Source organism: Amycolatopsis sp. NPDC098790, from assembly GCF_044759945.1.
In the GTDB taxonomy this organism is placed as follows: domain Bacteria; phylum Actinomycetota; class Actinomycetes; order Mycobacteriales; family Pseudonocardiaceae; genus Amycolatopsis.
In genome coordinates, this window is sequence record NZ_JBIWAI010000001.1 from 2,146,824 (window position 1) to 2,166,497 (window position 19,674).

Consider the following 19,674-nt stretch of genomic DNA (forward strand, 5'->3'; position numbering starts at 1 on the left):
ATAGCCTCGGAAACTATGCAGGTCGACACGGTCTACGAGAACACCACGGTGTGGACGGGTGCGGGCGTGACCAGCGCCATCGCCGTCCTCCACGGCCGGGTGGTCGCGCTGGGAGATGACGCCCTGTCGCTGTCCGCGCGGGAGCGGGTCGATCTCGCCGGCGGGTTCGTCGTGCCCGGGTTCCACGACGCCCACAACCACATGGCGTGGTTCGGCATGGGCCTCGACGACGTCGCACTGGGCGGCTGCCGCAGCGTCGAGGAGGTCTACGACGCCGTCGCCGCGCGCGCCGCGACGCTGCCGCCCGGGAGCTGGGTGGTCGGCAGCGGGTACGACCAGAACAAGCTCGCCGGCGGGCACCCGGACCGGCACGGCCTCGACCGCGCCGCGCCGGGGATGCTCGTGCGGCTCAAGCACACGTCCGGGCACATGACCGTGGTCAACTCGGCCGTGCTCGACCAGCTCGACCTGGCCAACGTGCCGGTCGGCGGCGACGTCGTGCACGCCGGCGGCTCGCCGACCGGGCTGCTGCGCGAGCAGGCCCAGCTGCTGCTGCGGCCGCTCACGTACCCGACGCCGGTCGCGCAGGTCGTGCGCGGGCTCGAGCGGGCGTCCGAGCGGTACCTGGCCGAGGGCATCACCAGCGTTCAGGAGGCCGGGATCGGTGGCGGCCTCGTCGGCGAGACCCCCGCCGAACTGGCCGCCTACCAGGAGGCGCGCGACCGCGGCGTCCTGCGCGTGCGCAGCACGGTGATGGTCGCCGCCAGCGTGCTCCACGACCTGCCCGACGACGCCGGCTTCGGCCTCGACCTCGGCCTGCGCACCGGCCTCGGCGACGAGTGGCTGCGCGTCGGCCCGATGAAGTTGTTCGCCGACGGCTCCCTGGTCGGGCGCACCTGCGCGATGCACGACCCCTTCGACGGAGAGCCGGACAACCGCGGCTACTTCCAGGTGCCCGAAGACGCGCTCACGGAGACGATCCGCCGCGCCCACGAGGCGGGCTGGCAGATCGCGACGCACGCGATCGGCGACCGCGCGATCACCGTCGTCCTCGACGCCTACGAAGCCGCGTTGGCCGCTTCGCCGCGCACGGACCACCGTCACCGGATCGAGCACTGCGCGGTGCTCCAGCCGGCGGAGCTGACCCGGCTCGCCTCACTCGGCATCATCCCGTCACCGCAGGGGCGGTTCGTCAACGAGCTCGGCGACGGCATGCGTGCCGCGCTCGGCGAGGCGCGCGTCCCGTGGTGCTACCGGCTGCGCAGCGTCCTCGACGCGGGTTGCGTGCTTCCGGCGTCGTCGGACCGGCCCGTCGTGAACGGCGCGCCGCTGCTCGCGCTGGCCGACATGGTGCGTCGGCGCACGGCGTCAGGCGCCCCCTTCGCACCGGAAGAGGCGTTGACGCCGGAGCAGGCGTTGCGCGCGTACACGTACGGTTCGGCGTACGCGACCTTCGCCGAGCGTGACCTGGGCACGCTCGAACCCGGGAAGCTCGCCGACTTCGCCGTGCTGTCCGGATCGCCGCTCGAAGAGTCCGCTTTGGACGGGCTCACCGTGCGAGGCACCGCCGTCGGCGGCGAACTGCGTTATCAAGCGTGATGACTCACTTCCTTCCCACGAACTCGAGTGCTTCTTCGGCCAGCGCGGACCAGGGCTGCGTCGACCCCGTGTCCAGCGCCAGCCATTCCTTCATCGGGGTGCCCTTGTTGGCGTCGAAGCGCACGCCGTGCCCGGCTTCGACCAGCGCGTCGACCCTCGGCCGGGGCAGCTTCAGCACCAGCTGCCCGCGGACGAACATCGCGAAGATCCGGCCGTGCGCGCGCAGTGCCGTGCGCCCGAACCCACCGGTCGCGCCGGGTGGCGTGATGCCCGCGCGTCCGGTGAACTCGTCGACCAGGTCTTCGAACTTCTCCTCCGGTGACATCGACCACCTCCGAGCCCGACAGTAACGACCACCACCGACAAAAACGGGAGGCGAGATGCCCGTCCGCGACGCCGTCTTCGAAGACGTCGACGAGATCTGCGCGCTCATCGAGGAGCACGCCGTCTACGAGGACAACCACGACCTGAAGCTCGACCGCGCCGAGATGAGCGGTCACCTCTTCGGGCCCGATCCGAAGGCGTGGGTGCTGATCGCGACCCCGCCCGGCGAGCCCGGCACGGTCGCCGGCTTCGCGTTCTGCAGCTGGAACTTCTCCACGTGGGAGGCCCGGCCGGGGATCTGGCTGGACGACCTGTTCGTCCGGCCGGCGCACCGGCGCTTCGGGCTCGGCAGCGAGCTGCTCGACGAGCTGCGCACCCGCACGAGCGGGCGCGTCGAGTGGGACATGCAGGCGGGCAACGAGAAAGGCGAGGCGTTCTACGCGCAGCTGGGCGCGGAGCCGGTCCCGGGCTGGATCCGCTACCGCTGGCGGCCGTGAGCTTTCACGAGAAAGTACGTAGCACCGTAAAGTATGCGGCATGGGAGATGGTTCGGTCCGGAGGTCCTCGTCGGTCGAGGACTACGTCCGGGTGATCTACGGCCTGGTCGAGCGGGGTGAGGCGGTCACGAACACGTCGCTCGCCGGCCGGCTGGAGGTCAGCCCGTCCTCGGCGTCGGGGATGGTCACCAAGCTGTCCCAGCTGGGTCTGGTCACCCACGTGCCGTACCGCGGGATCGAGCTGACGGCCGACGGCCGCCTCTTGGCGCGCTCGGTGCTGCGCCGGCACCGGCTGATCGAGACGTACCTGGTGTCCGAGCTCGGCTACACGTGGGACGAGGTCCACGCGGAGGCGGACGCGCTGGAGCACGCGGTGTCGGACCGGCTGGTCGAGCGCATCGCGGCGAAGCTGGGCAACCCGGTCCGCGACCCGCACGGCGACCCGATCCCGGCCCCGGACGGCAGCGTGGAGGAGCTCGCGGTCCGCATCCTGGACGACCTCGAGCCGGGCGCGGTGGGCGAGATCGTCCGGGTGTGGGACACCGACCCGGAGCTGCTTCGCTACTTGACGGAACACGCGATCAACCTGGGCGAACGCATCGAGGTCGTGGAGCGGCAGCCGTTCGGGGGGCCGATGGTGGTCAAGGTCGGGTCCCCGCCGGATGCGGCCACCCACGCCATCGGCAAGGAGATCGCGCAGGCGCTGTCGGTCACCCTGCGCTGAGAGACGTACGCGCGAGTGACGTCGTGGAGCGGATGTGGTGACATGCCCGCCGCCGCGACCATGGGCGCATGAAACCCTTCCGCTTCGGTGTCGTCGCCGGGTTCGCGCCGGATCTGACCTCGTGGACCGCTCAGGCCGAGCGGGTCGAGAAGCTCGGCTTCGACACCCTGCTCGCCACCGATCCCGTCGGGACCGCGGACCCCTTCGTCCTCCTCGGGGCCGCCGCCGCGGTCACCATCGACCTCACCCTCGGGACCTTCGTGCTCGCCGACCCCTTCCGGGACGCGCGTGCCCTCCGCTGGCAGGTGCAGACCCTGCACCAGCAGACCGGCGGTCGCTTCGAACTCGGGCTCGGCGTCGGGCGGCCCGGGGCGCAGGCGCACACCGAAAACCTCGGCCGGGAGTTCGGCGGACCGGGTGAGCGCATCACACGGATGGCCGAGACCATCGCCCTCCTCAAGGAAACCGCGGACCGGCCGCGGCTGGTGCTCGCCGGCGGTGGGCCGAAAATGCTGGCGCTCGCCGCGCAAGAAGCCGACACCCTCACCTTCACTTGGGCGCCCACGACCAGCGAAACCGAAGCCGAGTCCATTGTGGATCGATTCCGTAAGCTTGCTGACGAACGGTTGCCGGACATCGAACTCGGGCTGAACCTCATGGCGATCGGGGACGCGCCGTCGCCCGGGATCGCGCGGTGGGCCGGGGTCGACGTGCCCGAGCTCGCGGCCGCCGACGCCGTCACCGTGTTGCCCGAAGATCCAGGTCAAGCGGCGGAAAGGCTTCTCGGCTGGCGGGAACGGTGGGGGATTTCCTACGTCACGATCAACTCGGGCTACGCCGAACCGTTCGCCGCGATCGCCGCGGAGGTGCGGCTCGCAGGTGGGTGAGGGCCCTTCCGATCTTGCGAAGCTGGGCCTACGCTCCAATTTTCGTACTCGGGAGTGCTTCGGAGCGTTGTGATGACCGGTCAGCGAACTCGCACCATCGACCGGGGGGAGCAGGCGGAACTGGGTCACCTCCTGGCCGCCGGGCCGTTCGACGTCGCGTTGCGCGCGGCGATCAGGGCTCGCGGCCTCGGCCTCGACCGGATCCGCTATCGCTTGCGCGGCAGGGGAACCACGGTCAGCCTGGCCACCCTCAGCCACTGGCAGTCCGGGAGGTGCCGGCCCGAGCGGCCGGAATCGTTGGAGGCGTTGCGGAATCTCGAGGACATCCTGAACGTGCCGGACGGCTCGCTCAGCAGGCTCCTCGGCCCGCCGCGCGGCAGAGCGCGGTTCCACGCTCAGCCGCCGCCGCTCAACTGAGAGGCTTGTTCGGGCTAAGCCGGCGCTACGGCACGCGCGCCGCGCTGGGCTAGTGCGGCTTGCGCCGGATGACGGCTGAATAAGTCTCTCTGCGGTACCAAAGGAAAACCGCTCACCTGAGCACCCGTAGGCTCGGGTCCATGCGAGCTGTCGTCATGGAGGAGTTCTGCGTCCCGCCGGTCGTGCGGGACGTGCCGGAGCCGGTGGCGCCGCCCGGTGGCGCGGTGATCGAGGTCGACGCCACCGGCGTCTGCCGCAGCGACTGGCACACGTGGCAGGGCCACGACACCGCCGTGACGCTGCCGCACGTCGCCGGGCACGAGCTCGCCGGCCGGCTCGTCGCGCTCGGCGAGGGCGTGCGGGGGTGGGAGCTCGGCGCACGCGTCACCGTGCCGTTCGTCTGCGCGTGCGGCAGCTGCCCCCAGTGCGCCCGCGGCGACCAGCAGATCTGCGACCGCGAGTTCCAGCCCGGCGCGACGCACTGGGGGTCCTTCGCCGAGCGCGTCGCCATCGAGCACGCCGAGACGAACCTCGTCGCGCTGCCGGACTCCCTCGGCGCCGCCGAAGCCGCCGCGCTCGGCTGCCGCTTCGGGACGGCCTTCCGCGCGGTGCTGCGGCAGGGCCGGGTCACCGCGGGCCAGTGGGTCTCGGTGTACGGCTGCGGCGGCGTCGGCATCTCGGCGGTGCTGCTGGCCGTCGCGGCGGGGGCGAAGGTCGTCGCCGTCGACGTCTCGCCGTCGGCCCTGCAGCTCGCCGCGAAGTCCGGTGCCGCGCTCACCGTCGACTCGTCGGCGTTCGACGGCCCGGAAGCCGTCGCCGCGCACGTCCGCGAGCTGACCGGCGGCGGCACGCACGTGTCGCTGGACTGCCTCGGCGCGCCGTCGACGTGCGCGGCGTCGGTGGGCAGCCTCCGCAAGCGCGGCCGGCACGTCCAGGCCGGCCTGATGCCGCCCGCGCAGGGCGTCGCGCCGATCCCGATGCACCGGGTCATCGGCGGCGAGCTGGAGCTCGTCGGCATCCACGGGCTGCAGGCGCACGAGTACCCGGAGCTGCTGCGCGTCGTCGAGACGGCCGGCATCGACCTCGCCGCGCTCATCGGGCAGCGGATCGGCCTCGACGACGTCCCGGCCGCGCTGGCCGCGATGAACGACCCCGTGCCGGCGCGTGCGGGCGTCACCGTCGTGACTTTCCGTGACTGATCCGCGCCGCCCGGGTCAAGTGACCGCTTCGTAGCTGATCCACGCTGGTCTTGTGACATTCAGGTGTGGGAACGTCTAGGCATGGTGGCCCGTAGCGAGGGGATTCGGCCGCAGGAGCGCCCGGTTGGTCCGTTCGGGCGGCTCCTGCGGCTGTTCGCTATCGCGGGCGTGACGTTCCGCGGTCACCGGGTCGTGCCTTCGACGATCACCGAACGTGTCCGGCGGGAGTCTCCGGCACAATCGAGGTGATGGACGCCCTCCTGCCGCGCCCGCGCGCCGAACTCGCGCCCGGTGCCGTCCACGTGCCCGACTGGCTCGGCTTCGACGAACAGCGCGAGCTCGTGGCGGCCTGCCGCGGCTTCGCCGGCTACCGCCACACGCGGCTGCCCAACGGCGGCGTGATGTCGGTGAAGTCCGTCTGCCTCGGCTGGCACTGGTATCCGTACGGCTACTCGCGTACGACCGGCGAAGGGACGCCGGTGCTGCCGTTCCCGGACTGGCTCGGCGACCTCGGCCGCCGCGCGCTGGCGGAGGCGTACGGCGAGCCTTCGGAGGACTACGAGCCGGACATCGCGCTGGTCAACTTCTACGACGCCACCGCGAAGATGGGGCTGCACCAGGACAAGGACGAGCGCAGCCTGGCGCCGGTGGTCTCGTTCAGCCTCGGCGACGCGTGCGTGTTCCGCTTCGGCAACACGGAGACGCGCGGCCGGCCGTACACCGACGTCGAGCTGAGGTCGGGCGACGTGTTCGTGTTCGGCGGCCCGTCCCGGCTCGCCTACCACGGGGTGCCGAAAACGCTGCCGGGCACGGCGGACCCGGCACTCGGCCTGACCGGGCGGTTGAACATCACGCTGCGCGTCTCGGGTCTCTAGTCCTCTGTGGACTCTTCCTCCGGCACGACGATCAGCCGGACGGCGACCGCGCGCGAGCCCGGCGGGTGGTGGCCCGGCTCGGTGACGTACTTCCAGAGCAGCGTCTGGTACTCCTCGACGAACGACGTGATCTGGTCCTTCGTCAGGGTCAGGCCGCCGCGGTGGATCTGGGTCCAGCCCTTCGCGTCGTCGTAGCCCGCATACGCCCTGGTGACCAGGCCGAGGTCGTGGCTCATCTTGAGCGCGCCGAGCTTGCGCGCGGCTTCGCGCTCGTCCGGCGTCATCTCGAGGCCGGGCGGGGTGTAGATGTCCTTCATCAGTGACCGCCACCAGCGTTCGCGGCCGGTGGAGCGTTCCTCGATCTCCGCGATCAGCTCGAGGTCGGCGAGCCGGCGGAGGTGGTAGGAGGTCGTCCCGGTGCTCTCGCCGAGGGCCTTCGCGACGCTCGTCGAGTTCGCTTCGCCGTGTTTGCCCAGGTAGGACAGGATGTCGCGGCGGACGGGGTTGGCCAGTGCCTTGTAGAAGGCCTTGAGGTCCGCGCCGGTGAGGACGCGGCGTTCGGGACGGTCGACCATGGCCGGAGCGTACTACAGAGACTGTTTGCAAAGAATCTCTGCAATCGCTACCGTGGTCAGCGAACGGGGGTTCGCGATGAAAAAACTCTTCTGGGCGGCGGGGCTGTGCCTGCTGCCGTGGATCGCGGTACTGGGGACGACGCTGCCGGACGTCTACGCGGCTCAGCACTGGCGGCTGGCGTGGACGGGCTTCGACGCCGCCGAGGCGATCGGCCTGCTGCTCACGGCGTGGCTGCTCGGCCGCGGCGACCCGCGCACGCCGTTCGCGGCGATCGGCACGGCAACGCTGCTTCTCACCGACGCCTGGTTCGACGTAGTCACGGCCGGCGATGATGTCGTGTTCTCGCTGCTCATGGCGGGGTTGGAGGTGCCGCTGGCGCTGGCGTGCCTGTCGGTGGCGATGCCGCGACCGGCGGCGGTCCAGGCGCATGTCTGAGCTGAGCCCGCGGTTGCGCGACGAGATCGACGACCAGGTCGCCGAGGCCCTGGACGCCTACCTCGCGGAACCGGGACGCTTGCCGCGGGTGCGCACCTGGCCGCTGTGGCTCGCGATCACCCTCACCAACATCGCGTGGCTGCTGGTGGTCGTGAGTGAGAAACAGGGTTAGAACACTGTTTCTCACTCACGACGCGGGACGGAAGGTCACTGTCTGGCCGGGGCGCAGCTGGGCGGCGACGTCGAGGTCGGCCTCCTCGACGACCGCGATCACCGGGTAGCCGCCCGTCGTCGGCGAGTCCGCGTGGAACAGGATCGGGCGGCCCGACGGCGGCACCTGCACCGAGCCCGGCACGCACGCCTCGGACGGCAGCTCGTCATGACGCACCCGGGCAAGGGGCGGCCCGGTGAGCCGGATGCCGACGCGGTCCGAGTCCGGCGAGACCGTGTACACAGTGGACAGCAGCTCGTCCGGCGAGACGAACCAGTCTCGACGTGGTCCCGGCGTCACGCGCAGAACGGGAGACAAGGGCAAAGCCGCGCGCGGAGCCAAGTCGACCACCGGGAACGCCGAAGGAGCGCCCACCGGCAACAGCATCCCGGCCGTCAGCGGCGGCGGGCCGAGCTTGCCCAGCGTGTCCGTCGATCGCGAACCCAGCACCGGCGCCACGTCGATGCCGCCGCGCACCGCGACGTAACAGCGCAAGCCCTCCGATGCCATGCCCAGCACCAGTTCGTCGCCCGGCCACAGCGTGACCGGGCCGTTCATGCCGCCCGGCGAGACCGCGCACGCTGCCCCGGTCACCGCCACCGTCGTGACGGCCGAAGCGCGCAAGACCAGACCGCCGAGCGTCACTTCCAGCGCCGCGGCTCCCAAAGGGTTGCCGACGAGCCGGTTGGCCAGTTCGTACGACGCGCGGTCGGCGGCGCCGGACCGGGAGACGCCGAGCGCCGCGTGGCCGGGGCGGCCGCGGTCCTGCACCGTCGTCGAAAAGCCCGGTCGCACCACCTCCAGCTTCACGACCGCACCGCCTCGAACCGCACGCGCGTGCCCGGCGGCAGCAGGTTCGGCGGGTCTCGCTCGACGTCCCACACCGGCACGTCCGTCCGGCCCAACAGGCGCCAACCGCCCGGTGACGCGCTCGGGTAGACCGCGCTGTACTCGCCCGCGATCGCCACCGAGCCCGCCGGGATGCGCGTCCGCGGCGTCGACCTGCGCGAGACGTGCAACGCCGGGTCCAAACCGGACAGATAGGCGAACCCCGGCGCGAACCCGCAGAACGCCGAGACGTACGAACCCGCGCTGTGCCGGGCGATCACCGAATCCACGGAGATGCCCGCCGAAGCCGCGACGTCGGCCAGGTCCTCGCCGTCGTACACCACCGGCACGACCACTTCGTCCGATGTAGACACCATACTGTCCACAGGGGACACTTCGCGCAGCACCGCGCCGAGCCGGTCCGCGTCCGTCACCGCGGGGTCGAAGCGGACCAGCAGCGTCCGGGCTGCCGGGACCAGCTCCTCGACGCCGTCCACGGACAACCGCGTCAGCGCCGCCTGGAAGCCCAGCACGTCCTCGAGCTCCACCAGCACCGCGCGCCGTCCGCACGGCAGCAGCCGGACGGTCATCCGGTGAACGCGCCCAGCTCGATGCCGGCCTCGATCAACGCCGCCTCGATCCGGCGGGCCAGCTCCACCGCGCCCGGTGTGTCCCCGTGCACGCACAGGGAATCCGGGCGCACGTCGAGCTTGGTGCCGTCCGCGGCGACGACCCCGCCGGTCGCCATGCCGATCGCGCGTTCGGCCACGGCGTCGGCGTCGTGCAGGACCGCGCCGGGCTGCTTGCGCGAGACGAGCCTGCCTTCCGCGGTGTACGCCCGGTCCGCGAACGCCTCCGCGTACGCCACCACGCCCGCTTTTTCCGCCTGCCGCTGCATTTCCGAGTTCGGCAGGCAGAGCAGCGCGAGCGCGGGGTCGTACCGGCGCAGGCCGTCGACGATCGCCGCCGCCTGTTCGACGTCGACCGCCGCGGTGTTGTACAGCGCGCCGTGCGGCTTCACGTACGTCACGCGGCTGCCCGCCGCGCGCGCGAACGCGTCCAGCGCGCCGATCTGGTAGAGCACCTCGTTCGCCAGGTCGTCCGGCGCGATGTCGAGCGCGCGCCTGCCGAACCCGGCCAGGTCGTGGTAGCCGACGTGCGCCCCGATCGCGACACCGCGTTCGGCCGCCAGGTCGCACACCCGCCGCATCACCGACGGGTCGCCGGCGTGGAAGCCGCACGCGATGTTCGCGCTGGTCACGATGTCGAGCATGGCTTCGTCGTCGCCCATCTTCCAGGCGCCGAAGCCCTCGCCGAGATCGCTGTTCAGATCCATTTCAGCCCACCCGGTATTCGCTGTCGAGCCGGTCCGTGATGAACATGTACCCCGGCGCGTGCGTGATCGCAAAGGGAGGCCGCGACGCCATCAGCGCCGCCTGCGGCGTGACCCCGCAGGCCCAGAACACCGGGACGTCGCCGGGGCGCGCGTCCACCGGGTCCCCGAAGTCCGGCCGGGACAGGTCCTCGATGCCCAGTGCCCGCGGGTCGCCGATGTGCACGGGCCCGCCGTGCACGGCCGGCATCGCGCGGGTGACCCGGACGGCGTCGTCGACGCGGTCCTCGGGGATCTGCCGCATCGACACGACCATCGGGCCGAACAGCCGCCCGGCGGGTTCGCACTGCCGGTTCGTCACGTACATCGCGACGTTGCGGCCCTGGTCGACGTGCCGCAGCGGAACGCCCTCGGCGGCCAGGGCCGTCTCGAACGTGAAGCTGCAGCCGATCGAGAACGCGACCATGTCGCTGCGCCACAGCCCGGTCGCGTCGGACACCTCGCCGGCCAGCACGCCGTTCTGCCAGATCCGGTAGCGCGGCAGGTCGGTGCGCAGGTCCGCGCCCGCGGCGAGCCGGGTTTCCGGGTCGCCGGGGTCGGTGACGTCGAGCAGCGGGCACGGCTGCGGGTTGCGGGTGCAGAACAGCAGGACGTCGTAGGCCCAGTCCTCGGGCACGGCGATCAGGTTGGTCTGGGTGAAGCCGTTGGCCCAGCCCGTGGTGGGGCGGGCGGTGCCGCGGCGGAACGCTTCGCGCGCTTGCGCCGGCGTGAACGTCGCGGGTTCGTCCAAGGTCGTCATGAGAATCCCCCTCAATCGACGAGTTCGATGCCCCGGGTCTCCGGGAGTCCCAGCAGCGCCAGCACGGCGATGCCGTAGCCCAGCGCGCCGAACACGATCGCGCCGCCCGCGCCGAGGAAACCCACGACCGTCGGGAAGATCGCGCCGACCGCGCGGCCGAAGTTGTACGTGAAGCCCTGTCCCGTCCCGCGCAGCGCCGTCGGGTACAGCTCCGCCAGGAAAGCGCCGAAGCCGCTGAAGATCGCGGACATCGAGAAGCCGAGCGGGAACCCGAGGACGAGCACGAGCCCGTTGGCGCCCTTGGGGATCTGCGTGTACGCGACGATCAGCGCGGCCGAGAGCAGCGCGAACGTCAGGAAGGTCTTCTTGCGCCCCATCAGGTCCGTGAGGTAGCCGCCGCAGACGTACCCGACGAACGCGCCGGTGATGAGGAACGCGAGGTAGCCGCCGGTGCCGATCACGGTCAGCTCGCGCGTCTTCTTCAGGTAGGACGGCAGCCACGTCGAAATCGTGTAGTACCCGCCCTGGACGCCGGTGGCGAGCAGCGCGGCGAAGAACGTGGTGCGCAGCAGGTCGGCCTTGAAGATCTGGCCGAGGGTGCCCTTCGGGCGTTCGGTCTTGAGGCGTTCCTCGGCGCGCGGCGCGTCCTTGACGCTCTTGCGGACCCACAGCACGAGCAGCGCGGGGATGACGCCGGTCCAGAACATGATCCGCCAGGCGACGTCGTCGCTCGCGACGCTGAACACGACCGTGTAGACGATCACCGACAGGCCCCAGCCGACCGCCCACGCGCTCTGCACGAACGCCACGGTCCGGCCGCGGTACTTGGCCTGCGAGTACTCCGCGACCAGCGCGGCGCCGGCCGCCCACTCGCCGCCGAAGCCCAGGCCCTGCAGGGCGCGGAACACCAGCAGCGTCTCGAAGTTCGGCGCGAAGCCGCAGAGCACGGTGAAGATCGTGTACATCGCGATGGTGATCTGCAGCGTGCGGACGCGGCCGATCCGGTCGGCCAGCATGCCGGCGCCGACCCCGCCGACGGCCGACACGACCAGCGTCGTCGTGCCGAGCAGGCCGGCTTCCCCGCTGGATATGCCGAAGTACGCGGTGATCGCGGCCAGGCCGAGCGGCAGGGTCTGGTAGTCGAACGAGTCCAGCCCGTATCCGCCGAAGGCGCCCACGAAAGCGCGGCGCCCGCGTTTGCCGAGCGTGCGGAACCAGTCGAACGGCCGGGCCTCGGTAGCAGTTGTCGCAGTCATGGGGCACCTCCTGGCCAGTGTCTCATCGTGGCGTGCCTCACACAGTAGAGATTGTTGAACAATTCCACAAGACGGCAATTACATCGTCCTCAGTGTGACGGGTACCATCGTGGGCGTGGTCATCGAAGACAGCGGGCTCCCCGGCCTGGAGGCCGACCGGGGCCTGGTCAGCCGCCAGAGCACGGCCGAGCGCGTCGCCGGCGTCCTGCGCAAGCGCATCGCCGAGGGCTTCTTCCTGCCCGGCGGCCGGCTGTCGGAGCAGGACATCGGCAACGCGCTCGGCGTCTCCCGCAACACGCTGCGCGAGGCGTTCCGGCTGCTCACGCACGAGCGGCTGGTCGCCCACGAGCTCAACCGCGGCGTCTTCGTCCGCATCCCCAGCGTCGAGGACGTCGTCGACATCTACCGCGTCCGCAAGATCATCGAGTGCGCCGCGGTCCGCGGGGTGACGGCGAAGCCGGCGAACTTCCAGCGGATCAAGGAGAAGGTCGAGATCGGCGACGAGGCCGCGCGCACCGGGAACTGGAAGGACCTCGGCACCGCGAACGTGTGGTTCCACCAGGAGCTGGCCGCACTGTCCGGCAGCGAGCGCGTCAACGAGCTGGTCGGGCGGCTGACCGCCGAGCTGCGGCTGGTCTTCCACATCATGGCCGAGCCGCGGCGCTTCCACGAGCGCTACCTGCCGCGCAACCACGAGATCCTGGACCGCCTCGAGGCCGGCGACGGCCCGGGCGCCGAGCAGCTGCTGATGAAGTACCTCGAGGACGCCGAGGAACAGCTGGTCGGCGCTTATGCGGACCGCGCCGAAGCGGCCCGGGCCGCGGTCGCGGCGGAATAGCTACGACCGGCGGCGCACCATCTCGGCGATCCAAGCCGGCGCGAACGGCGACGTGCAGTTCGGCGGCGTCGGGTAATCCTTGAGGACTTCGAGGCGTTCGCCGATTTCGACGGCCCGTGCGCGGTGGCCTTCGTGCTCGATGCCGATCTGGGCCAGGCAGTGGTTCATCGCCCACTGCAGCCGGTCCGGGGCGTCCTTCATCTCCTCCTCGATGACGTCCAGGAGGCCGTCGAGGTCTTCGGGGTGCGTCGCGACGCGGTCGGTGGTCAGCGCCCAGCCGGCGCTCGCGACCACGGGATCCGGATCACTGAACCACTTCCGGCGCAGATCTTCGGCGTGCGGGCTCTTCTTCACCACGTAATTCACGAGCCAGTCGTGGACCTTGGGCGTGCGCGCGGTCCGGAGCATCGCGTCCAGCTCGTCGCGGTCGAACGCTTTCGGGCGGCAGATCAGCGTCGCCAGGAGCTTGGCCGCCGTGTCGTCGGTGGCCCAGAGTTCGCGCGCGAGGTCTTGCTGCGTCTTCAGCCGCTTCGCGACCGCGCGCAGCTCGGAGAGGTTGACGCCGTGGTCGTCACCGTGCTTTTCGTTGACCGCGCGGGCCTTGGGGTCGTCGAGGGCGGCCAGCTCGGCTAGCACGTCGTCCACTGTCGGTTCGGGCACGGCGGCCAGTCTACGGCTGCCCGTTCGGGCACCCCGGCATTTTGACGGTCCCCAATTCGCCTCCGGCTCGCTAGCCTGCGAAAGCGGTTTCGCCGCCGGAGACCCCCAGCGGCCGGCGGAACCCACCGCTGCCGGGCCGGGGCCTCCCCAGTGCCACGGCCCGGCAGCCCTTCGAACGCACGAAGGCCCGGCCGGAGCCGGGCCTTCGTCGTCCTGCCGGGGTCAGCCGGCGTAGCGGGCGAAGATCCTCGTGAAGTCCCACGCCTGCTGGGAAACACCCGAACACGTGTCGTCGTTCGGGTAGGCGCCCGGGCACGGGCGGTCGCGGTTGGCCGACCAGAACGTCAACCGGGCCAGGTGGTGCTGGTTCGCATAGGCCAGGATGGTCGTGAAGTCGTTCAGCGTGACCGTCTCGTTGTTGTCCGTGATGCCGTTCATCGACGAGATGCCCATGTGCCGGTAGGCCGTGTCGTCGTCGTAGCCGTAAGCCGACTTGACGACGTTCTTGAGCCCCTCGGCCGCGCGCTGGGTCAGCGTGCCCATGTTCTGGCCGGCGCCGCCGAAGTCGAACGGCATGATGACCCAGCCGTCGACCGTCAGTCCGGACTGCGCCGCCCGGTTCACCAGGCTGTTGTCCGGACCGGACTGTCCGGTGCCGAACGTGACGTACAGCTTGATGCCCGGGTTGTTCGCCCGCACCGTCTTCAGCGCGTCGACCGTGCGCTGCTGGACGGTCGGGTTGCTGTAGGCGTCGGCCTCGATGTCGATGTCGATCGCCTTGAGGCCGTAGGCGTTGATCACCTTCTGGTAGCCCGCCGCCAGTTCGCCCGCGCTGCCGCACGACGACTCCAGCTTGTTGCCGGAGTAGCCGCCGAACGACGGGATGACGTCGCCGCCGCCCGCGCGGACCGCGTTGATCGTGTTCTGGTCGACGCCGCCGGTGAGCGCCCGGCCGCCGTCCCACATCGGGTTGCAGTAGCCGTTGGACAGGATGAACGCCAGCGTGAACCACTTGACGCCGGTGGCGTTCTGGATCGTCTGCGGGCTCGGCGGGTTGCCCCAGCCGTTGTAGAGGTACGGCGCGACGGCCATCACGCCTGGCCCGGTCGGCGGCGGGGTGGTGCCGCCGGACGGGAGCGTCCACTGCTGGTTGGCCGTGCTCGCGCACGTCCAGATCTGCAGCCGCGTCCCGTTCGCGCTGGAGTTGCCGGTCGCGTCGAGGCACTTGCCCGACCCGGTGTTGACGAGGTTCTTCGCCGCGTTGGCCGTCCACTTCTGGGCGTTGGAGCCGTTGCAGTCCCAGAGCTGGATCGTGGTGCCGTTCGCGGTGCCCGCGCTGGTGACGTCCAGGCACTTGCCCAGCGCCTGCAGGGACCCGTCGGAGCCGACTGTCCACTGTTGAGCGCCCGAGCCGTTGCAGTCGTACAGCTGGATCGCGGTGCCGTTGGCGGAGCTCGCCGCGCTGACGTCGACGCACTTGCCGGCGATGCCCGTGATCGGGCCGGTCGCCGCCTGCGCGACGCCCGGGGCGAGCACCAGCGCCGATGCTGCTGCTACGAGAGCACCGAATGCTGCGAGTTTCTTCATGCGGGCACGTTCCACTTCTGGTTGGCGGCGCCGGTGCAGGTCCAGATCTGCAGCCGGGTGCCGTTGGCGCTGGAGTTGCCGGTCGCGTCGACGCACTTGTTCGAGCCCGCGCCGACGAGGTCCTTGGCCGCGGTGGCCGCCCACCTCTGGTTGGCCGTCCCGCCGCAGTCCCACAGCTGCAGCTGCGCACCGTCCGCTGTGGACTGTCCTGTCACGTCGAGGCACTTGCCGAGCGCTTTCAGGGTTCCGTCGGTGCCGACCGTCCACTGCTGCGCGCCCGAGCCGTTGCAGTCGTAGAGCTGGACCGCCGTGCCGTTGGCGCTGTTGGCACCGGCGACGTCGAAGCACTTGCCGCCGAGACCGGTGATCGGGCCGGTCTTGCCGGTGGTGCCGCCGTTGCCCTGGTTGCCGTTCCACGTGAACGTGGCCGACGTGTGGCCGGGCAGCGTGTAGGTGAAGGACGAGTTGCCCCAGTTCACGCGCACGCTTTGGTTGCCGGTACTGGTGTTGTACGCGATCAGCGCCTTCGAGCCGTCCGGGTTCTTCCAGGCGACGTTGCGGACGGTCGAGTTGTCGTTCGAGTCGATCCGGTACGCGCCCGGCTTCACGAACTTCGTCAGGTGGCCCATCGTGTAGTACTCGACGGTGTAGTCGACCTGGCCGTTGCGGCCGTCTCCGTTGTGGACGGTCACCAGCCCGGTGCAGGTGTCGCAGCCGCCGTTGTGCGGGTTGTGCGCCTGGTCCATCGCCAGGCTCCACTTGGTGACCGTGCGGCTCCAGTTGCGCGTGTAGTCGACGATGTTGGTCATGTCCTCGGCCTGCTGGTTCGACACCCAGGTGCCGCCGGAGTGCTCGGTCGAGTACGCGTTGACGCTCGGGTACTGGTTGTGCACGGTCGTCTGCTGCGAGACGTTCCCGCCGTACCCGTGCCACGCCATGCCCCCGAAGTTCGGGTGGCTGCGGATCGCGGCGTCGTCCATCGTGGGCGCGGCGAAGGACTGGTACTGGTCCCAGTTCCAGTCGAGGGCCAGGACCTTTGTGGACAGACCGGCGTTCTGCAGTGCGGGCAGCAGGTTGTTCTTGGTGAAGTACGCCAGCCCGGCGCCGTTCCAGTTGGTCGACGGGTAGCTCGCGCAGCACGTCGGTTCGTTCTGGACGGACAGGTAGTTGATCGGCACGCCGGCGGCCTGGTAGGCCTGGACGTACTTGACGAAGTACTGCGCGTAGGCCGGGTAGAACTGCGATTCGACCCAGCCGAGCAGGTAGCTGTCGTTGTCCTTCATCCACGGCGGCGCGCTCCACGGCGACGCCATGACCTTGATCTGCGGGTTCAGCTGCAGCGCCTGCTTGGTGAGCGGCAGGACGTCGGTCTGGTCGTGCGCGATGGAGAACTTCGTCAGGTTCGGGTCGGTCTGCCCGGCCGGCACGTCGTCGAACGTGTAGCTGTAGCGCGCGATGTCCGACGCGCCGATCGGGTTGCGCAGGAAGCTGATGCCGATGCCCGCGTTCGGGTCGAACAGCTTCTGCATGACCTGGTTGCGGGTGCTCGCGCTGAGCAGGTTGCTCGAGTTGAGCAGCCACGCGGCGGAGTCGGTGAATGACGCGCCGGCGCCCTCGAACTGCTGGTACGTCGTGTTTTCGTTGACGTTGATGGTCTGGCCGCCGGTCCCGGTGCCCGCGGCGAAGCTGATCGGCGTCTGCTGCTGCAGGCCGCGGGTGACGTTGACGCCCTTGGCGTCGTCGGTGGTGGTGAGCCAGACGTTCACGGTCTCGCCCGCGGCCTGTGCTGGGGCGGCGAGGGTGGCCGCGGCCAGCGCGGTCACGCCGAGCAGGGTGAGCAGTTTCTTCATGGCAGCGTCCACTTCTGGTTCGCCCCGGTGCCGCAGGTCCAGATCTGCAGCCGGGTCCCGTTGGCACTGGAGTTGCCGGTGGCGTCGAGGCACTTGCCGGAACCGGCGTTCACGAGGTTCTGCGAGCCGTTGGCCGACCACTTCTGCGCGTTGCTGCCGTTGCAGTCCCACAGCTGGATCGGCGTGCCGTTGGTGGTGCCGGCGCTGGTGACGTCGAGGCACTTGCCGAGCGCCTTCACGGTTCCGTCGGTGCCCACCGCCCACTGCTGGGCGTTCGACCCGTTGCAGTCGTAGAGCTGCACGGCGGTGCCGTTGGCGTTGTTCGCGCCGGCGACGTCGACGCACTTGCCGCCGACGCCGGTGATCCGGCCGGCGTTCTGGGTGGGCGGGGTCGTGGTGCCGCCGGCGAACTGCGTCGCGACCTGCTCGCCGAGGCTCGTGGCGTTGGCGTGGTTTTCGATCGGGTTGACGTGCGTGTTCGGGAAGACGATGTACGTCACCGGGCCCTCGGTGCCGCCGTTGGACGGGTCCGGGTTGATGCCGAGGTTGACGGCGGTCGCGTACGACGCCTCACCGATGATGCTCGTCGGACCGGTGTCGCCGACGACGGCGTAGGTGACCTGGTTGTTGTAGATCACCGCCACGACGGAACCGCCGTCGATGCCGTAGTTCCGGTAGTCCCAGGTGGACGTCGGCTGCGGGAGCACGATGTACGGCAGCTGGGCCGCGTTGAGCGGCTGGTCGGTCGACGTGTGGAACGCGGTGTCGGGGTAGAAGCAGCAGTCGGTCTGCTCGTTGCACTGCGACGTGCGGACGCCGTCGCAGTCGATGTCCATGTCGGCGGTGAAGAACACCGCGCCGTTGGCCTGGCAGACGGGCACGGTGGCCGCGCCGCCTTCGTCGAAGGAATACTTGCCGTTCGAGATCTGTTGGCACGTCTGTGTTTTCGCGAGCAGCTGGCTCGCGGACGGACCGGCCTCGACGGCGGCTTGGGCGGAGCCGGAGGTCAGGGAAGAAAGCGCTAACAGGGCACACCCCATTAGCGCGACGAAAATGCGTCGCACTGGGATTCTCCTCGTGGGGAAAGGAAAGGGGGCCGGGTAGGCGGGCCGGGCGGGGCCCGCCTACCCGGGGGGATGGATCAGGGAGTGGTCCACTTCTGGTTGGCGCCGCCGCCGCAGGTCCAGATCTGCAGACGGGTGCCGTTCGCGCTCGAGTTGCCGGTGGCGTCGAGGCACTTGTTCGCGTTGGGGTTCACGATGTCCTTGGCGCCGGAGATCGCCCACTTCTGCGCGACGGTCCCGTTGCAGTCGTAGAGCTGCACCGGTGTCCCGTCCGCGGTGCCGGCGGCGCTGACGTCCAGGCACTTGCCGAGGGCGCGGATCGTGCCGTCGCTCGCGATGGTCCAGTTCTGCGCCGCGTTGCCGTTGCAGTCGGTGATCTGGATCGGCGTGCCGTTGGCGGAGTTCGCGCCGGCGACGTCGACGCACTTGCCGCCGATGCCGGTGATCCGCCCGGTGCGCCCGGTCGGCGGGGTGCCGCCGCCGACGTCGTTGGTGACGTGGACGTAGTCGACGACCAGCTGCTGCGGGAACTGCGTGCTGCTGTTCGGGTCGCCGGGCCAGTACCCGCCGACGGCGAGGTTGAGGATGATGAAGAAGTTGTGGTCGTAGACCCAGCGGTTGCCGTTCAGGTCGGACGGCGTGCGCGTCTGGTAGAGGTTGCCGTCGACGTACCACTTGATCTGGTTGGGCGACCAGTCGACGGCGTAGGTGTGGAAGTCGTCGGAGAAGTTCGGGCCGTTGTAGGCCGCGCCGATGCCGCCGGAGCCGGAGTAGCCGGGGCCGTGGATGGTGCCGTGCACGGTGTTCGGCTCGAACCCGACGTTCTCCATGATGTCGATCTCGCCGTCGGTCGGCCAGTTGCCGCCGCCGAGCATCCAGAACGCCGGCCACATGCCCTGCCCGCGCGGGAGCTTCATGCGCGTCTCGAAGTGGCCGTAGGCCTGGCTGAACTTGCCGGCCGTGTTCATCCGCGCGGAGGTGTACTCGCAGCGGCCGTACCAGCAGTTGTAGTTGCCGGGGTTTTCCTTCTTGGCGGTGATGACGAGGTGGCCCTGGCCGTCGAGCTGGGCGTTGTTGGTGCCGGAGGTGTAGTACTGCCGCTCGTGGTTGTTGACGTTGTCGCCGGTTTCGAGCTGCCACTTCGAGCCGTCGACGGCGGACCCGGCGGGGCCGTTGAAGTCGTCGGTGAAGGTGGCGGCGGCTTCGGCCGCCACTGGGGTCAGGACCTGCTGGCCGAGGAGGAGCAAGGAGGCCGCGGCGAAGAGCGCGGCTGTTCTCTTTCTGGCTTTGCCGGCTTTTCGGGCTTTTTGGAACGAGGTGGACATCGTTGTCGCCTCTCTCACCGTGGGGGGAACGGCGTTCCGCGCGCAGCACGGAACGCGGGGAGGGGGAGGTGGCCTCGCATGCCGGGGCGGCGGCAGGCGCGACCGTTTCGCCGGCGCTCGCGGTCCGTGGGCGGGGTGGGACTTGGCGAGCGGCGACGGGTCTTTGTTGTGTCTGGCAACAAAGTATGCATGGTCCAGACAAGCCGGGCAACCGTCGGACGGTCATTTTTTTTCAACCCGAATTAAGGGTGAGGAGGTGGCGGAGAGGGTTGCTTGCGGTGGGTCCCGGTGAGTGGGGCATGGGTGGTTGGGGTGGCCGTCCACAGGGATGGCGAGTTGTGGACAACCAGGGTCGGCCGGGTGGCTCTCCGGTGGTTTCGTCGGGGGGGG

22 protein-coding genes are annotated in these 19,674 nt (G+C 70.2%); 10 read left to right on the forward strand and 12 right to left on the reverse strand.

Annotated features, from left to right (window positions below):
- The first annotated feature begins 15 nt into the window (after window positions 1–15).
- Entirely contained in the window at window positions 16–1,599 is a 1,584-nt protein-coding gene (locus ACIQWX_RS10790; protein WP_400868102.1) for an amidohydrolase, read from the forward strand.
- A 4-nt stretch (window positions 1,600–1,603) separates the two neighbouring features.
- Here ACIQWX_RS10790 and ACIQWX_RS10795 read toward each other — a convergent pair whose 3' ends face one another.
- Entirely contained in the window at window positions 1,604–1,924 is a 321-nt protein-coding gene (locus tag ACIQWX_RS10795; protein ID WP_400868104.1) for a hypothetical protein, read from the reverse strand.
- 55 nt (window positions 1,925–1,979) lie between these two features.
- Here ACIQWX_RS10795 and ACIQWX_RS10800 point away from each other — a divergent pair, with 55 nt between their 5' ends.
- The 6 genes from ACIQWX_RS10800 (at window position 1,980) to ACIQWX_RS10825 (ending at window position 6,522) form a co-directional block, all read left to right on the forward strand.
- Window positions 1,980–2,420: a GNAT family N-acetyltransferase gene (locus ACIQWX_RS10800; protein ID WP_400868106.1), complete on the forward strand. Its 441-nt coding sequence runs from the start codon at window positions 1,980–1,982 to the stop codon at window positions 2,418–2,420.
- 40 nt (window positions 2,421–2,460) lie between these two features.
- A complete protein-coding gene (locus ACIQWX_RS10805; RefSeq protein ID WP_257920794.1) occupies window positions 2,461–3,144 on the forward strand; it encodes a metal-dependent transcriptional regulator in 684 nt (227 codons plus the stop codon).
- 68 nt (window positions 3,145–3,212) lie between these two features.
- Window positions 3,213–4,031: an LLM class flavin-dependent oxidoreductase gene (locus tag ACIQWX_RS10810; RefSeq protein ID WP_400868109.1), complete on the forward strand. Its 819-nt coding sequence runs from the start codon at window positions 3,213–3,215 to the stop codon at window positions 4,029–4,031.
- Window positions 4,032–4,103: 72 nt separating this feature from the next.
- Window positions 4,104–4,448 (forward strand): transcriptional regulator, encoded by a 345-nt coding sequence (locus ACIQWX_RS10815; protein WP_400868111.1) that lies wholly within the window; start codon window positions 4,104–4,106, stop codon window positions 4,446–4,448.
- A 140-nt stretch (window positions 4,449–4,588) separates the two neighbouring features.
- On the forward strand, window positions 4,589–5,647 hold the full coding sequence (locus ACIQWX_RS10820) for a zinc-binding dehydrogenase (protein ID WP_400868113.1): 1,059 nt from the start codon (window positions 4,589–4,591) through the stop codon (window positions 5,645–5,647).
- A gap of 248 nt (window positions 5,648–5,895) precedes the next feature.
- Window positions 5,896–6,522: an alpha-ketoglutarate-dependent dioxygenase AlkB family protein gene (locus ACIQWX_RS10825; protein ID WP_400868115.1), complete on the forward strand. Its 627-nt coding sequence runs from the start codon at window positions 5,896–5,898 to the stop codon at window positions 6,520–6,522.
- Here the strand turns inward: ACIQWX_RS10825 and ACIQWX_RS10830 are convergent.
- Window positions 6,519–7,097, reverse strand: coding sequence for a helix-turn-helix domain-containing protein (locus ACIQWX_RS10830; RefSeq protein ID WP_400868116.1), 579 nt, complete (start codon window positions 7,095–7,097; stop codon window positions 6,519–6,521). The two genes, ACIQWX_RS10825 and ACIQWX_RS10830, sit on opposite strands and share 4 nt — an antisense overlap.
- A gap of 76 nt (window positions 7,098–7,173) precedes the next feature.
- Between ACIQWX_RS10830 and ACIQWX_RS10835 the strand changes: the two genes are divergently transcribed.
- Together ACIQWX_RS10835 and ACIQWX_RS10840 are read left to right on the forward strand one after the other, a co-directional pair.
- Window positions 7,174–7,533: a hypothetical protein gene (locus ACIQWX_RS10835; protein ID WP_400868118.1), complete on the forward strand. Its 360-nt coding sequence runs from the start codon at window positions 7,174–7,176 to the stop codon at window positions 7,531–7,533.
- Window positions 7,526–7,705: a hypothetical protein gene (locus ACIQWX_RS10840; RefSeq protein WP_400868120.1), complete on the forward strand. Its 180-nt coding sequence runs from the start codon at window positions 7,526–7,528 to the stop codon at window positions 7,703–7,705. Before ACIQWX_RS10835 ends, ACIQWX_RS10840 begins: the two co-directional genes overlap by 8 nt.
- Window positions 7,706–7,720: 15 nt before the next feature.
- Here the strand turns inward: ACIQWX_RS10840 and ACIQWX_RS10845 are convergent, their stop codons facing one another.
- From ACIQWX_RS10845 to ACIQWX_RS10865, 5 genes are read right to left on the reverse strand one after another with little or no spacing between them, the layout of a single operon-like run.
- Window positions 7,721–8,554, reverse strand: coding sequence for a biotin-dependent carboxyltransferase family protein (locus ACIQWX_RS10845; RefSeq protein ID WP_400868122.1), 834 nt, complete (start codon window positions 8,552–8,554; stop codon window positions 7,721–7,723).
- A complete protein-coding gene (locus ACIQWX_RS10850; protein WP_400868124.1) occupies window positions 8,551–9,162 on the reverse strand; it encodes an allophanate hydrolase subunit 1 in 612 nt (203 codons plus the stop codon). Before ACIQWX_RS10850 ends, ACIQWX_RS10845 begins: the two co-directional genes overlap by 4 nt.
- Window positions 9,159–9,908: a LamB/YcsF family protein gene (locus tag ACIQWX_RS10855; RefSeq protein ID WP_400868126.1), complete on the reverse strand. Its 750-nt coding sequence runs from the start codon at window positions 9,906–9,908 to the stop codon at window positions 9,159–9,161. Before ACIQWX_RS10855 ends, ACIQWX_RS10850 begins: the two co-directional genes overlap by 4 nt.
- 1 nt (window position 9,909) lies before the next feature.
- Window positions 9,910–10,704, reverse strand: coding sequence for a putative hydro-lyase (locus ACIQWX_RS10860; protein ID WP_400868128.1), 795 nt, complete (start codon window positions 10,702–10,704; stop codon window positions 9,910–9,912).
- 11 nt (window positions 10,705–10,715) lie between these two features.
- A complete protein-coding gene (locus ACIQWX_RS10865; protein WP_400868130.1) occupies window positions 10,716–11,960 on the reverse strand; it encodes an MFS transporter in 1,245 nt (414 codons plus the stop codon).
- Between the two features lie 115 nt (window positions 11,961–12,075).
- Here ACIQWX_RS10865 and ACIQWX_RS10870 point away from each other — a divergent pair, with 115 nt between their 5' ends.
- A complete protein-coding gene (locus tag ACIQWX_RS10870) occupies window positions 12,076–12,798 on the forward strand; it encodes a GntR family transcriptional regulator (protein WP_400868132.1) in 723 nt (240 codons plus the stop codon).
- Here the strand turns inward: ACIQWX_RS10870 and ACIQWX_RS10875 are convergent, their stop codons facing one another.
- The 5 genes from ACIQWX_RS10875 to ACIQWX_RS10895 all read right to left on the reverse strand — a co-directional run bounded on the left by ACIQWX_RS10875 (window position 12,799) and on the right by ACIQWX_RS10895 (window position 19,284).
- A complete protein-coding gene (locus ACIQWX_RS10875) occupies window positions 12,799–13,458 on the reverse strand; it encodes a DNA alkylation repair protein (protein ID WP_400868134.1) in 660 nt (219 codons plus the stop codon).
- Window positions 13,459–13,680: 222 nt separating this feature from the next.
- On the reverse strand, window positions 13,681–15,045 hold the full coding sequence (locus ACIQWX_RS10880; protein ID WP_400868136.1) for a ricin-type beta-trefoil lectin domain protein: 1,365 nt from the start codon (window positions 15,043–15,045) through the stop codon (window positions 13,681–13,683).
- Entirely contained in the window at window positions 15,042–16,895 is a 1,854-nt protein-coding gene (locus ACIQWX_RS10885; RefSeq protein ID WP_400868138.1) for a ricin-type beta-trefoil lectin domain protein, read from the reverse strand. The genes ACIQWX_RS10880 and ACIQWX_RS10885 overlap by 4 nt, the downstream gene beginning before the upstream one ends.
- Window positions 16,892–17,959 (reverse strand): RICIN domain-containing protein, encoded by a 1,068-nt coding sequence (locus tag ACIQWX_RS10890; RefSeq protein WP_400868140.1) that lies wholly within the window; start codon window positions 17,957–17,959, stop codon window positions 16,892–16,894. The genes ACIQWX_RS10885 and ACIQWX_RS10890 overlap by 4 nt, the downstream gene beginning before the upstream one ends.
- A gap of 77 nt (window positions 17,960–18,036) precedes the next feature.
- Window positions 18,037–19,284: an RICIN domain-containing protein gene (locus tag ACIQWX_RS10895; protein WP_400868142.1), complete on the reverse strand. Its 1,248-nt coding sequence runs from the start codon at window positions 19,282–19,284 to the stop codon at window positions 18,037–18,039.
- Window positions 19,285–19,674 lie beyond the last annotated feature (390 nt).